This is a genomic window from Streptomyces sp. NPDC006458, from assembly GCF_040612135.1.
Taxonomy (GTDB): domain Bacteria; phylum Actinomycetota; class Actinomycetes; order Streptomycetales; family Streptomycetaceae; genus Streptomyces.
Genome location: NZ_JBEXPR010000017.1, coordinates 178440 through 191509, shown reverse-complemented (window position 1 = coordinate 191509; position 13070 = coordinate 178440). Strand labels below are relative to the sequence as shown.

Annotated in this window: 11 protein-coding genes and 1 pseudogene; 6 read left to right on the top strand and 6 right to left on the bottom strand. The window is 71.8% G+C overall.

Annotated features, from left to right (window positions below):
• Positions 1–144 precede the first annotated feature (144 nt).
• The 6 genes and pseudogenes from ABZZ79_RS23780 (at position 145) to ABZZ79_RS23755 (ending at position 5293) form a co-directional block, all read left to right on the top strand.
• A pseudogene (locus ABZZ79_RS23780) lies at positions 145–1955 on the top strand (phosphatidylglycerol lysyltransferase domain-containing protein).
• 97 nt (positions 1956–2052) lie between these two features.
• Positions 2053–3012 carry a dihydropteroate synthase gene (gene folP / locus ABZZ79_RS23775; RefSeq protein WP_356691735.1) on the top strand — a complete coding sequence of 320 codons (960 nt, stop codon included), beginning with the start codon at positions 2053–2055 and terminating at the stop codon, positions 3010–3012.
• Entirely contained in the window at positions 3009–3512 is a 504-nt protein-coding gene (locus tag ABZZ79_RS23770; protein ID WP_356691733.1) for a nuclear transport factor 2 family protein, read from the top strand. The genes folP and ABZZ79_RS23770 overlap by 4 nt, the downstream gene beginning before the upstream one ends.
• 274 nt (positions 3513–3786) lie before the next feature.
• Positions 3787–4146 (top strand): dihydroneopterin aldolase, encoded by a 360-nt coding sequence (folB, locus tag ABZZ79_RS23765; RefSeq protein WP_356691731.1) that lies wholly within the window; start codon positions 3787–3789, stop codon positions 4144–4146.
• Positions 4143–4754 (top strand): 2-amino-4-hydroxy-6-hydroxymethyldihydropteridine diphosphokinase, encoded by a 612-nt coding sequence (folK, locus tag ABZZ79_RS23760; RefSeq protein WP_356691729.1) that lies wholly within the window; start codon positions 4143–4145, stop codon positions 4752–4754. Before folB ends, folK begins: the two co-directional genes overlap by 4 nt.
• A 50-nt stretch (positions 4755–4804) precedes the next feature.
• Positions 4805–5293, top strand: coding sequence for a DUF3180 domain-containing protein (locus tag ABZZ79_RS23755; RefSeq protein WP_356691727.1), 489 nt, complete (start codon positions 4805–4807; stop codon positions 5291–5293).
• Between the two features lie 78 nt (positions 5294–5371).
• Here the strand turns inward: ABZZ79_RS23755 and folE are convergent, their stop codons facing one another.
• The 6 genes from folE to dacB all read right to left on the bottom strand — a co-directional run bounded on the left by folE (position 5372) and on the right by dacB (position 13043).
• Entirely contained in the window at positions 5372–5977 is a 606-nt protein-coding gene (folE, locus tag ABZZ79_RS23750; RefSeq protein WP_356691725.1) for a GTP cyclohydrolase I FolE, read from the bottom strand.
• Positions 5978–6116: 139 nt separating this feature from the next.
• Positions 6117–8156, bottom strand: coding sequence for an ATP-dependent zinc metalloprotease FtsH (ftsH, locus tag ABZZ79_RS23745; protein WP_356691723.1), 2040 nt, complete (start codon positions 8154–8156; stop codon positions 6117–6119).
• 182 nt (positions 8157–8338) lie between these two features.
• Positions 8339–8899 carry a hypoxanthine phosphoribosyltransferase gene (gene hpt, locus ABZZ79_RS23740; RefSeq protein WP_356691785.1) on the bottom strand — a complete coding sequence of 187 codons (561 nt, stop codon included), beginning with the start codon at positions 8897–8899 and terminating at the stop codon, positions 8339–8341.
• A 75-nt stretch (positions 8900–8974) separates the two neighbouring features.
• Complete coding sequence (gene tilS / locus ABZZ79_RS23735; RefSeq protein WP_356691721.1) at positions 8975–10000, bottom strand: tRNA lysidine(34) synthetase TilS; 1026 nt, start codon at positions 9998–10000, stop codon at positions 8975–8977.
• A 193-nt stretch (positions 10001–10193) separates the two neighbouring features.
• Positions 10194–11327 carry a zinc-dependent metalloprotease gene (locus ABZZ79_RS23730; RefSeq protein ID WP_356691719.1) on the bottom strand — a complete coding sequence of 378 codons (1134 nt, stop codon included), beginning with the start codon at positions 11325–11327 and terminating at the stop codon, positions 10194–10196.
• A gap of 138 nt (positions 11328–11465) precedes the next feature.
• Positions 11466–13043, bottom strand: a complete 1578-nt coding sequence (gene dacB, locus ABZZ79_RS23725; protein ID WP_356691717.1) for a D-alanyl-D-alanine carboxypeptidase/D-alanyl-D-alanine-endopeptidase — start codon at positions 13041–13043, stop codon at positions 11466–11468.
• Between the last annotated feature and the right edge of the window lie 27 nt (positions 13044–13070).

The window sequence follows — 13070 nt, the reverse complement described above, 5'->3', positions numbered from 1 at the left end:
CCCCGGCATCCCCACGCCGAGTGAACCTCCCTGTCGAACTCGTCGTCCTAGAGGGCGCAATGTCGGCGGATGCCCGAATCGGCACCGGTACCGAGCCCTCTCGCGGAACCACGGGAAGCGATGACTGCCAGGGAAGAACAGGACATGCCGGGCACCGACACCGCCCCGCCCGTCCGCACGCGGCACCTGCCCGGCGGTCCCCGCCCCGAGTCCGTCCCCGTCCTCGTCGCCCGCGCGGGCGTCCTGGTGGGCCTGCTGGAGATCGCCGCGGGCGTCTTCCCGCGCTTCCGACACAGCCGAATCCACACCCTCGCCGAGGTACTGCCGGGCGCGCTCGGCCCGTTCGCGGCCGCGCTCTCGCTCAGCGCGGGCGTCCTGCTGCTCCTGCTCGCGCACGGCCTCAAACGCGGCAAGCGCCGGGCCTGGCGCGCCACCGTCGCCCTGCTGCCGATCGGCGCCCTCGCCCAGTTCGCCCACCGCGGCTCCGTCCTCGGCGTGCTCATCCCCCTGACACTGCTCTGGCCGCTGCTGCGCCACCGCGACCAGTTCGCCGCCCTGCCCGATCCGCGCGGCCGCTGGCGCGCGCTCGCCAACTTCGCGCTCATGGGCGCCTTCTCGCTCGCCCTCGGCCTGGTCGTGGTCAGCGCCCACCCGGACGGCACGGTCGGCGACCCCAGCGTGGCCGACCGGCTCACGCACGTCCTGTACGGGCTGGTCGGCCTCGACGGCCCCGTCGACTACCGCGGCAGCACCTCCTGGACGGTCGCCTACTCCCTCGGCGCCCTCGGCCTGCTCACCGCCCTGACCACGCTCTACCTCGCCCTGCGCCCCGAACACCCCGGCGCCCGCCTCACCCCCGAGGACGAGGTCCGGCTGCGCGCCCTGCTGGAGCGGTACGGCGGCCGCGACTCGCTCGGCCACTTCGCCCCGCGCCGCGACAAGGCCGTGGTGTTCTCGCCCAGCGGCAAGGCCGCCGTCACCTACCGCGTCGTCTCCGGCGTCATGCTCGCCGGCGGCGACCCCATCGGTGACGTGGAGGCCTGGCCCGGCGCCATCGAACGCTTCATGGACGAGGCCCGCGCCCACTCCTGGACCCCCGCCGTCATGGGCTGTTCCGAGACCGGCGGCCAGGTGTGGACCCGCGAGACCGGCCTGGACGCCCTCGAACCGGGCGACGAGGCGGTGGTGGACACCGCGGATTTCTCCCTCGCCGGCCGCCCGACGCGCAACGTGCGCCAGATGGCCGGACGCATCGAGCGGGCCGGTTACGAAACCCGGGTACGTCGTGTCCGTGACCTCGGCGACAGCGAACTGGACCGCATCCGCCGCGCCGCCGACGACTGGCGCGGCACCGACACCGAGCGCGGCTTCTCCATGGCGCTCGGCAGACTCGGCGACCCCTCCGACGGCGACTGCCTGATCGCCACCGCCCACCTCGCCGAGACCGCCCCCGGCCCCTACGGCGACCTCAGGGCCGTCCCGCACTTCGTGCCCTGGGGCCCCGACGGCGTCTCCCTGGACCTGATGCGCCGCGACCGCGCGGCCGACCCCGGCGTCAACGGGTTGCTCATCGTCGCCGCCCTGGGGGCCGCGCCCCGGCTCGGCATCGCGCGCGTGTCGCTGGACTTCGCCGTGTTCCGCTCCGCCCTGGCCCGCGGCGAGCGGCTCGGCGCGGGACCGCTGCCGCGCGACCGGCGCGGGTTGCCGGTGTTCCTCTCGCGCTGGTTCCAGATCGAGTCGCTGTACCGCTTCAACGCCAAGTTCCGGCCACGCCGGAACCCCGCTTCCTCGTCTACCACACCTCCGCCGACCTGCCCCGCAGCGGCCTGGCCGCCCTCCAGGCGGAGGGCTTCCTGCGCCTCGCCCCGCCCCTGCCGCCCGCCCTGCGCCGGCGCGCACGCCCCGCACGCCCTGGCGCGCACGCCCTGGCGGAACCGGAGATCAGCGCGGTCTGACCCGACGGACCCGGCCCGGAGCCCGCCTTCACCACTCCCGGGGCCCGCGCCCGGGCCGCACGGCGTTCATGGCCCGCGCGGGGCCTACGCTGACCATATGAGCAAGCAGAGTGGACGCGGACGCGGGATCGTCGCGGGCCTTCCGGACTGGGACCGGTGCGCGGTCATGGGAGTCGTCAACGTGACCCCCGATTCCTTCTCCGACGGAGGCCGCTGGTTCGACACCACCGCCGCCATCAAGCACGGCCTCGAACTCGTCGCCCAGGGCGCCGACCTGATCGACGTCGGCGGCGAGTCCACCCGCCCCGGCGCCACCCGCGTGGACGAGGACGAGGAACTGCGGCGCGTCATCCCCGTGGTCCGCGGGCTCTCCTCCGAAGGCGTCGTCGTCTCCGTCGACACCATGCGCGCCTCCGTCGCCGCCCGGGCCCTCGCCGCCGGCGCCGCCCTCGTCAACGACGTCAGCGGCGGCCTCGCCGACCCCGGCATGATCCCCGCCGTCGCCGACGCCGGCGCCCCCTTCGTCGTCATGCACTGGCGCGGTTTCCTCCAGGGCGCCAACGTCCGGGGCACCTACGCCGATGTCGTCGGCGAGGTCGTCGACGAGCTTCACGCGCGCGTACAGGCCGTCCTCGACGGCGGCATCGCCCCCGACCGGATCGTCGTCGACCCCGGACTCGGCTTCTCCAAGGAGGGCGAGCACGACCTCTCCCTCCTCGCCCACCTGGACCGCCTGCGCGCCCTCGGCCACCCGCTGCTCGTGGCCGCCTCCCGCAAGCGTTTCCTCGGCCGCGTCCTCGCCGGCCCCGAGGGCGCCCCGCCGCCCGCGCGCGAGCGCGACGCCGCCACCGCCGCCGTCACCGCGCTCGCCGCACAGGCCGGCGCCTGGGCGGTCCGCGTGCACGAGGTCCGCGCCTCGGCGGACGCGGTACGGGTCGCCCGCGCCGTGGAGGGAGCGCGCGCCGAGGCGAACGCGCCGGTCCCGGGCCACGAGCGCCCCACGCAGCACACACCCGACCGCGCGCCCGGCGCGCAGCCCCACGAAGGAGCCCGGTGAGCGCCCCTCACACCGACGTCGAAGAGGTCGAAGCCGCCAACACCGCCTTCTACGAGGCCCTGGAGCGCGGCGACTTCGAGGAGCTGTCCTCGCTCTGGCTCACCCCCTCCGACCTCGGCGTCGACGAGGAGTACCACGACCCCGCCGACACGGGCGTGGTCTCCTGCATCCACCCCGGCTGGCCCGTCCTGACCGGCCGCGCCGAGGTTCTCAGGTCGTACGCGCTGATCATGGCGAACACCGAGTACATCCAGTTCTTCCTGACCGACGTGCATGTCTCCGTCACCGGCGACACCGCCCTGCTGACCTGCACGGAGAACATCCTCAGCGGCGGCCCCGCGCCCGAGGCCGGCGGCGAGCTCGGCCCCCTGGTCGGCCAGCTCGTGGTGGCCACGAACATCTTCCGGCGCACCCCCGACGGCTGGAAGATCTGGTCCCACCACGCCTCCCCCGTCCTCGCCGAGAACGACGACGAAGAAAGCGGGGAGACGCCCGACTGACCGGGTAGGCGTCCTCACAGGACGCGACACGGCACCCACCCACAGGGACCAAGACGTGGTTGGAATCACGGCCGCCGGGGTAGGGGCGGCTTTCGACCCGTGAGGCGCCGGGTTCCCCAGGGGAAACACCCGCTGAACACTCCTGGCCCCGGCCCGGATCCACGCCCCCGTGGCCCGGCGCTGTCAGTGCCCGCAGGTAGATTCGTTCGAGGCCGGACTGCCGCCCGCACGCGGTACGGACCGGCTCTCACCGACGATTGCAGGAGTGATTCGCGTGGATCGTGTCGCGCTGCGCGGCCTGAAGGCCCGCGGGCACCACGGTGTCTTCCCCAAGGAACGCGAGGAGGGCCAGACCTTCATCGTGGACCTCGTCCTCGGCCTGGACACCCGGCCGGCCGCGGCCGACGACGACCTGGCGAAGACCGTGCACTACGGCATCGTGGCCGAGGAGGTCGTCGCCGTCGTCCAGGGCGAGCCGGTCAACCTCATCGAGACCCTGGCCGAGCGCATCGCCCAGGCCTGTCTGAAGCACGACGGGGTGCGGGAGGTCGAGGTCTGCGTCCACAAACCGGACGCGCCGATCACGGTTCCCTTCGACGACGTGACCGTCACCATCACCCGGAGCCGAGTATGAGCGCCTCGTTCACCGAGGGTCCCAGCGACCCGACCGTACAGCCGGTGCCCGCCTCCGTCGTGGAGCAGGTCGACGCCGCCGACACCACCCTGCACAACCCCCGGCTCGCGGTGCTCTCCCTCGGCTCCAACCTGGGCAACCGCCTGGAGACCCTCCAGGGCGCCGTCGACGCCCTGGAGGACACCCCCGGCGTCCGCGTCAAGGCCGTCTCCCCCGTCTACGAGACCGAGCCCTGGGGCGTCGAGCCCGGCAGCCAGCCCTCGTACTTCAACGCCGTCGTGATCCTGCGGACGACCCTGCCCCCGTCCTCCCTGCTGGAGCGCGCCCACGCGGTCGAGGAGGCCTTCCACCGGGTGCGCGACGAGCGCTGGGGCGCCCGCACCCTCGACGTCGACATCGTCGCCTACGCCGAGGTCGTCTCCGACGACCCCGTCCTCACCCTGCCCCACCCCCGCGCCCACGAGCGCGCCTTCGTCCTCGCCCCCTGGCACGACGTCGACCCCGCCGCCGAGCTGCCCGGCCGCGGTGCCGTCGCCGCACTGCTGGACGCGATCACCCGGGAAGGCGTCGCGCCGCGCAAGGACCTGGAACTCCGGCTGCCCGAGTAGTCGTTAAGGTCAACACGACCACCATGTCCGGGGGGAGCTGAAGGGACACCGTGAGAGAGCTGCGCATCAGGGTGCTGGCAGGCGTGTTCATCGTTGCCGGAGTCCTGTCCTGGGCGGGCGCCCGCCTGTGGAACTCGGTCGGAACCCTCCCCAGCGTCCCCCTGGCCGCGCCCATCGTGCTGGCCGTGATCGCCGTGATCCTGCTCGCCACGGCCCTGTCCCTGCGCGCCCGCCTCAAGGCACAGCGCGAACGCCGCCCGGGCGCCAAGGGCGTCGACCCCCTGATGGCCGCCCGCGCGGTCGTCTTCGGCCAGGCCAGCGCCCTGGTGGCCGCCCTCGTCGCCGGCATGTACGGCGGCACCGGCGTCTTCCTCCTGGAGTCCCTGGACATCCCCGCCCGCCGCGACCAGGCCATCTACGCCGGCCTCTCCGTCGTCGCCGGCATCGGCGTCATAGCGGCCGCCCTCTTCCTGGAACGCGTCTGCAAACTCCCGGAGGACGAGGACGACAACGGCACGGGCGCGGCTCCGGTGGCCTGAGGGGCCCGAGTCACCAGGGCTGACGGGCCAGATGGCCGTTGACCGGAATCAAGCCATCGGGCACCACCGACGATCAGGTCAACGCGCCAGTATCAGGCTCATCGCCTCGGCGCGGGTCGTGGCGTCCCGAAGCTGGCCCCTCACGGCCGAGGTCGTCGTCTTCGCGCCCGGCTTGCGGATGCCGCGCACCGACATGCACATGTGCTCGGCCTCGATGACCACGATGGCGCCACGCGCCTCCAGGATCCGCATGAGGGAGTCCGCGATCTGTGTGGTGAGTCGTTCCTGCACCTGCGGACGCCGGGCGAACACCTCGACGAGGCGAGCCAGCTTGGACAGGCCCGTGATCTTTCCGGTCTCGGCCGGGATGTAGCCGACATGCGCCACACCGTGGAACGGCAGAAGGTGATGCTCGCACAAAGACACGATTTCAATGTCCTTCACCAGGACCATCTCATCGTGGCCCAGGTCGAACGTCGTCGTGAGAACGTCCTCCGGCTCCTGCCGAAGCCCCGCCAGCAGTTCGCGATAGGCCCGTGCCACCCGCCCCGGCGTCTCCTTCAGGCCCTCGCGGTCCGGGTCCTCGCCGACCGCGATCAGCAGTTCGCGTACGGCGTTCTCAGCGCGCTTCTCGTCGAACTCGCCGATGGAGCCCTCGCCGTCCAGCGTCACGGGGTCGGTCATCTCGTGCCTCGTTCCTGATAACTGTCGCGTGGATCACGCGTCTCACGTGCGGTCATGCGCAAATGCCGCGCCCCCCAGGCTAGAACCAGGGGGGCGCGGCATCCATTCCGGGCCCGGTGTGGTCACCGGGGCCGGAGGGTCAGCTCTCGGGGCGGTCCTCGGTGACCGGGTCGATCACCGGGGCGGTCTCCGCCGCCGTGGACTTGACGGTGGTGATCGCCGGGGTCGCGCCGTTGGCACCGTTGGTCAGTGCGAGCTCCTTGGGGGAGAGCACCGGCGGGCGGGTGGACGGCGTGCGGCGGGAGGAGCCGGTCCAGGCCGGCCGCGGGGGACGCTTGACGATGGGGGCGAAGATCTCGGCGATCTCCTCCTTGCCCAGCGTCTCCTTCTCCAGCAGCTGGAGGACCAGGTTGTCGAGGACGTCGCGGTTCTCGACCAGGATCTCCCAGGCCTCGTTGTGCGCGTTCTCGATGAGCTTCTTGACTTCCTCGTCCACCAGGGCGGCGACCTCTTCCGAGTAGTCGCGCTGGTGGGCCATCTCACGGCCGAGGAACGGCTCGGTGTTGTCGCCGCCGAACTTGATGGCGCCGAGTCGCTCGGTCATGCCGTACTGGGTGACCATCGCGCGGGCGGTGGCGGTGGCCTTCTCGATGTCGTTCGCCGCGCCCGTGGTCGGGTCGTGGAAGACGAGCTCCTCGGCCGCACGGCCGCCCAGCATGTAGGCCAGCTGGTCCAGCATCTCGTTGCGGGTCGTGGAGTACTTGTCCTCGTCCGGCAGGACCATCGTGTAGCCCAGCGCGCGGCCGCGGCTGAGGATCGTGATCTTGTGGACCGGGTCGGAGTTCGGCGAGGCCGCCGCGACCAGGGCGTGACCGCCCTCGTGGTACGCGGTGATCTTCTTCTCCTTGTCCGACATGATCCGGGTCCGCTTCTGCGGGCCCGCGACCACGCGGTCGATCGCCTCGTCCAGCATGTGGTTGTCGATCAGCTTCTTGTCCGAGCGGGCCGTGAGCAGCGCGGCCTCGTTCAGGACGTTGGACAGATCGGCACCCGTGAAGCCGGGGGTGCGGCGGGCGACGGCCGACAGGTCGACGTCCGGAGCGACCGGCTTGCCCTTCTGGTGGACCTTGAGGATCTCCAGCCGGCCCTGCATGTCCGGGCGGTCGACCGCGATCTGGCGGTCGAAGCGGCCGGGGCGCAGCAGGGCGGGGTCGAGGATGTCGGGTCGGTTCGTGGCGGCGATCAGGATGACGCCGCCCTTCACATCGAAGCCGTCCATCTCGACGAGCAGCTGGTTCAGGGTCTGCTCGCGCTCGTCGTGACCGCCGCCGAGGCCGGCGCCGCGGTGGCGGCCGACCGCGTCGATCTCGTCGACGAAGACGATGGCCGGGGCGTTCGCCTTGGCCTGCTCGAACAGGTCTCGGACTCGGGAGGCACCGACGCCGACGAACATCTCGACGAAGTCGGAACCGGAGATCGAGTAGAACGGCACGCCCGCCTCGCCGGCGACGGCGCGCGCGAGCAGGGTCTTGCCGGTGCCGGGCGGGCCGTAGAGGAGCACGCCCTTGGGGATCTTGGCGCCGACGGCCTGGAACTTGGCCGGTTCCTGGAGGAACTCCTTGATCTCGTGGAGTTCCTCGACGGCCTCGTCCGAGCCGGCCACGTCGGCGAAGGTGGTCTTGGGGGTGTCCTTGGTGATGAGCTTGGCCTTGGACTTGCCGAAGTTCATCACTCGGGAGCCGCCGCCCTGCATCTGATTCATCAGGAACAGGAAGACGACCACGATGAGGACGAAGGGAAGCAGCGAGAGCAGGATGCCCACGATGGGGTTCTGCTTCGACGGCGAGACGGTGTACCCGTCCGGGATCTGCTTCTCCTGGAACTTCTGCTGCAGCGTGCCGGCGATGGTCACGCCCTGGTCGCCGATGTAGCTCGCCTGGATCTTCGAGCTGCCCTCGACCTTTACGCCGTCCTTGAGCTCGACCTTGACGGTCTGCTCGTCACCTGTGGTCAGCTTGGCCGACTCGACCTTGTTCTCATTGATCGCCTGAACGACCTGGCCTGTGTCTACCGTCTTGTAGCCCCCGGACGAGCCGACGACCTGCATCAACACGACCACGGCAAGGACGGCCAGCACGATCCACATGACCGGCCCACGGAAGTATCGCTTCACGTCCATCCATACGGAGCGGTGCCGCCCCGTCCCTCCTGCCATAGTGAGTTTGATAAGACAGTTCTTCTGACGGTACCCCAGCTTTGCGGCCCGAAGCCGCACGGACTGGCGGGGAACCCGTCTGCATGCTCCAACGGCGCGACACCCGACGGGGTTCCCGATCTTCGTACGGCACTGGGCCCTTCGGGTCAGCCGCCGTAGACGTGGGGCGCGAGCGTACCGACGAACGGGAGGTTGCGGTACTTCTCGGCGTAGTCGAGGCCGTAGCCGACGACGAACTCGTTCGGGATGTCGAAGCCGACCCACTCGACGTCGATGGCGACCTTGGCCGCGTCGGGCTTGCGCAGCAGGGTGCACACCTTCAGCGTCTCGGGCTCGCGTGAGCCGAGGTTGGACAGCAGCCAGGACAGCGTCAGGCCGGAGTCGATGATGTCCTCGACGATCAGGACGTGCCGGCCCTTGATGTCGGTGTCCAGGTCCTTGAGGATCCGTACGACGCCGGAGGACTGGGTGCCCGCGCCGTAGGAGGAGACGGCCATCCAGTCCATGGTGACGGGGTTGGACAGCGCTCGGGCCAGGTCGGCCATGACCATGACGGCGCCCTTGAGGACTCCGATGATCAGCAGGTCCTTGCCCGCGTACTCAGCGTCGATCTTCGCGGCCAGCTCGGCCAGCTTCGCGTCGATCTCTTCCTTGGTGATGAGCACCTGCTTGAGGTCGGCACCCATGTCTTTCGCGTCCACCCGCATCACTTTCGGTCGTCCCACCGGCCGTCCGGCCCCTCCGTGAAGAGGGACCGGGTCCTCTCTCCGCGTGGGAGAGATTCAGCCTTGCCGAATCACCAGTCTGCCACCCTGACGCTGGGCCACGACTTTGCCTGGGAGATTGATGGCCCCCTGGCCGCGCCAGCCGGTGATCAGCCGGTCGACTTCCTCGATGTGCCGGGCGAACAGCGAACCGGCCGGGGCGCCCGCCTCGATGGCGGCGCGGCGCAGGATCCGGCGGCGTACGGCGGGCGGCAGGGCGTAGAGCTTGGCGCACTCCAGCAGTCCGGTGGCGTCACGGACGGCGGCCTCGGCCTGACTGGCCCACGCGTCGAGCGCGTCGGCGTCGTCCCGGGAGAGCTGGGCCGTGCGGGCGAGGGCCTCGACGACGCCCTTGCCGAGGGCCTTCTCCAGGGCGGGCAGGCCCTCGTGGCGCAGACGGGAACGCGTGTACGCGGGGTCGGTGTTGTGCGGGTCGTCCCACACGGGCAGCGACTGGACCAGACAGGCCTTGCGAGCGGTCTGCCGGTCGAGTTGGAGGAAGGGGCGCCGGTAGCGGCCGTCGGCCCCCGAGACCGCGGCCATGCCGGACAGGGAGCGGATACCGGAGCCGCGGGCGAGTCCGAGCAGGACGGTCTCGGCCTGGTCGTCGCGGGTGTGGCCGAGGAGGACGGCGGCGGCCCCGTGGCGGGCTGCGGCGGCGTCCAGGGCTGCGTAGCGGGCGTCGCGGGCGGCGGCTTCGGGTCCTCCGTCACGGCCGACGGTGACGGTGACGGACTCGACGGGGTCGAGGCCCAGTTCGCGCAGGCGCACGACGACTTCCTCCGCGCGCAGCTCGGAGCCGGCCTGGAGGCCGTGGTCGACGGTGATGCCGCCGGCGCGGACGCCGAGTCTGGGTGCCTCGAAGGCGAGGGCCGAGGCGAGCGCCATGGAGTCGGCGCCGCCGGAGCAGGCGACGAGCACGAGCGGCGACGGCGTGCGCGCGGGGCGCGTATGGGGTGGTGTGGAGTGGTGGTCGGTGAGGACGTCGTGGAGGACGCGGCGGACCGCCAGGCGTATCGCCGCGACCGCAGGATGGGGACCCATGTCCGGTTCCCTTCAAGAAGTTTTCGGGGGATGAGCCCGAGTTCGGTCACTCAGAGTGTGTCGATGGTGACAGAAATGGGCCGTTCCCCGAGCATTGCACGCCTGTCCGTGCCTCACGGTCCCTCGGACGGGTGATTGGAGGGGCGTTCGCCTGCCGTCGGCCGAATACCCTTCACTCCACTCGCGCGCGGTGTCACGTCTCGGTCCTGCCGTGCACCCGTGTGATCCAGTCCGCCGGTTTGGCGATCTCGGTCTTGGTGGGGAGGGTGTTGGGGGACGTCCACACGCGGTTGAAGCCGTCCATGCCGACCTCGTCGACGACGGCCCGTACGAAGCGTTCCCCGTCGCGGTACTGCCGGAGCTTGGCGTCCAGGCCGAGCAGCCTGCGCAGGGCGAGGTCGAGGCGGGAGGCGCCCTTGGCGCGGCGCTGCTGGAACTTCTCGCGGATCTCGGCGACGGAGGCCACGACGTCGGGGCCGACGCCGTCCATGACGTAGTCGGCGTGTCCTTCGAGCAGGGACATCACGGCGGTGAGCCGGCCGAGGATCTCCCGCTGGGCCGGGGTCTGCACGAGTTCGACGAAGGAGCGGCCGCCGTCGTCCTCCTCGCCCTCGGGACGGCCTCCGGCGAGCGACTGGGCGGCCTCGCGGATGCGTTCCAGCACGGTCCCGGGGTCGACGTCGGTCTCGGCGAGGAACGACTGGATCTCGCCCTCCAGGTGGTCGCGCAGCCAGGGCACGGCGGTGAACTGGGTGCGGTGGGTCTCCTCGTGCAGGCACACCCACAGGCGGAAGTCGTGCGGGTCGACGTCGAGTTCGCGCTCGACGTGGACGATGTTCGGGGCGACGAGCAGCAGTCGGCCACCGCCGTTGTCGCCGGCCGGCAGGTCGCGGGTGCCGGGTGCGAAGGTCTCGTACTGGCCGAGGACGCGGGAGGCGAGGAAGGACAGCAGCATGCCGAGTTCGACGCCGGTGACCTTGCCGCCCACGGCGCCCAGGACGGCGCCGCCGGGGCTACCGGTGCGCCGCTCCTGCATCTTGTCGAGCAGGGGCTTGAGGATGGCGCGGAATCCGGCGACGTTGGCCTTGACCCAGCCGGGCCGGTCGACGACGAGCACGGGCGTGTCGTCGAGTCCGTCGACGCCGAGCCGGGTGAAGGCGCGCACGTGCTCCTCGGAGGCCTTGGCGTGTCGGCGCAGTTCGGCGACGACGGCGCGGGCCTCGTCACGGCTGATCTCGGGGCCGGGCCGCAGGAGGCGGGTCGCGGTCGCCACGGCGAGGTTCCAGTCGATCATCCCAGCGGATGCGGCACCACCGATGCTCGTCATGTGTCAACCGTACGTGAGCGGTCCCCTCCGGGGCAGGGCGCTTGCGGCGGGGCCTGCTCGCAAAGTGCCGTGCGTCGGCGGCCGTGCCCACCCGTTGCGCCCCGCGGAACGGCCGCCCGCGGCACTACAGCGGCCGGCTCATCCGCAACCACAGTTCGCCAGTGCTGTCGCCGCGCGGTCCAGCGCCGTCTGAGCCGCGTCCTTCTCCAGCGTGCCCGAGGCGAGGAAGGCGAAGGCGAGCAGACGGCCGTCGCGGTCGACGACCGTACCGGCGAGGGCGTTGACGCCGGTGAGGGTGCCGGTCTTGGCACGGACGAGGCCGGCCGCGCCGTCGGCGTAGCGGCTGGTCAGAGTGCCGGTGAAGCCGGCGACGGGAAGGCCGGTGAGGGCCGGGCGCAGTTCGGGGCGGTCGGGGTCGGCGGCCTCGGCGAGCAGCGCGGTGAGCAGGCCGGTGGTGAGCCGGTCCTCGCGGCTGAGTCCGCTGCCGTCCTTGAAGACGGCGCCTTTCACGGGCAGTCCGAGCTTCTTGAGCTGGGCGTGCACGGCGCGGCCGGCACCGTCGAAGTCGGCGCGCCGGCCGGTGGCGAGCGCGGTGTGGCGGACGAGAGCCTCGGCGATGTCGTTGTCGCTGTTGGTCAGCATGCGTTCGACGAGGGTGGCCAGGGGCGGCGAGGAGACCGAGGCGAGGGTCTGCGCGCGCGTGGTCGCCTTGGAGGGTCCCGGGGAGCTGGTCCTGATGCCGTGGGTCTTCAGGATGTCGGCGAAGGCGCGGGTGGCGTCGGCGGCGGGTTCGGTGCTGCGCCCGGCGGTGCCGCTGGTGGAGCCGTCGGTGCGGGCCTCGTCGATCATCAGGGCGGTGACGGGGGCGAGGTTGTCGTTCTCCCCGATCGGGTGGCGTTCGGGACCGGCGTACAGGGTCGTGTCGTAGGACAGGGTGACCTCTCGTACGCCGCGTTCGGCGAGTTTCTTGGCGGTGCGGTCGGCGAGGGTGCGCAGGTCGGCCCAGCCGCCGGCGGGTTCGCGGGCGGTGAGGGTGGGGTCGCCGCCGCCGACGAGGACGAGTTCGCCGGTGTCGGGTTCGAAGGCGGCGCGGGTGGTGAGGCGGTGGTCGGGGCCGAGCGCGGACAGGGCGGCGACGGCGGTGGCGATCTTGGTGGTGGAGGCCGGGATCAGTGCCTCGCCGGCCGCGGTGCCGTACACGGGCATGCCGGTGGCCAGGTCGACGACGGCGGCGGCCTGTCGTTCGCCGAGCGCGGGGTCCTTGAGCAGGGGGCCCAGGACCGCGGCCAGGGGGCGGGCGCCGGGTGCGGACTCCCCGACCGGGGTGGACCCGCCGAGGCCGGTGAGCACGGAGGGGGCGCTGGGGGCGGGGCGGGGCGCGGCGGACGTCGTACCGGATCCGCGACCGTGAGATGCGCCACCTGTGTGCTGTTGGGCGACCGCACGCTCACGCTCGGCCGTACGCTGACCGGTGGAGTCCCAGGGACCCGCTGCGGTGACCGCGCCGACGGCCAGCGCCAGCCCGGCCGTTGCGGCACCCGCGGTGAACTGCCAGGTTTTCACCCGTGTGACCTGCGGTTTCGTGGGCCGTGCCGACCGCGTGAACCGCGGTTTCGCGGCCGCGGCGACCCGGGCGAGGCGGGGGCGTACGGCGTTCGCGGCCCGCACCAGCCGGGGCCTCGCAACCCGCCACGGCCTGAGATCTGGCACGACCACCAGCCCCTTTCGCGATCACACACCTGC

Excerpts from the sequence above, each read along its gene's own strand:
- folE (WP_356691725.1), bottom strand. The coding sequence starts at position 5,977 with ATGACCGACCCCGTGACGCTGGACGGCGAGGGCTCCATCGGCGAGTTC.
- ftsH (WP_356691723.1), bottom strand. The coding sequence starts at position 8,156 with ATGGACGTGAAGCGATACTTCCGTGGGCCGGTCATGTGGATCGTGCTG.
- folP (WP_356691735.1), top strand. The coding sequence starts at position 2,053 with ATGAGCAAGCAGAGTGGACGCGGACGCGGGATCGTCGCGGGCCTTCCG.
- ABZZ79_RS23730 (WP_356691719.1), bottom strand. The coding sequence starts at position 11,327 with ATGACGAGCATCGGTGGTGCCGCATCCGCTGGGATGATCGACTGGAAC.
- tilS (WP_356691721.1), bottom strand. The coding sequence starts at position 10,000 with ATGGGTCCCCATCCTGCGGTCGCGGCGATACGCCTGGCGGTCCGCCGC.
- hpt (WP_356691785.1), bottom strand. The coding sequence starts at position 8,899 with ATGCGGGTGGACGCGAAAGACATGGGTGCCGACCTCAAGCAGGTGCTC.
- folK (WP_356691729.1), top strand. The coding sequence starts at position 4,143 with ATGAGCGCCTCGTTCACCGAGGGTCCCAGCGACCCGACCGTACAGCCG.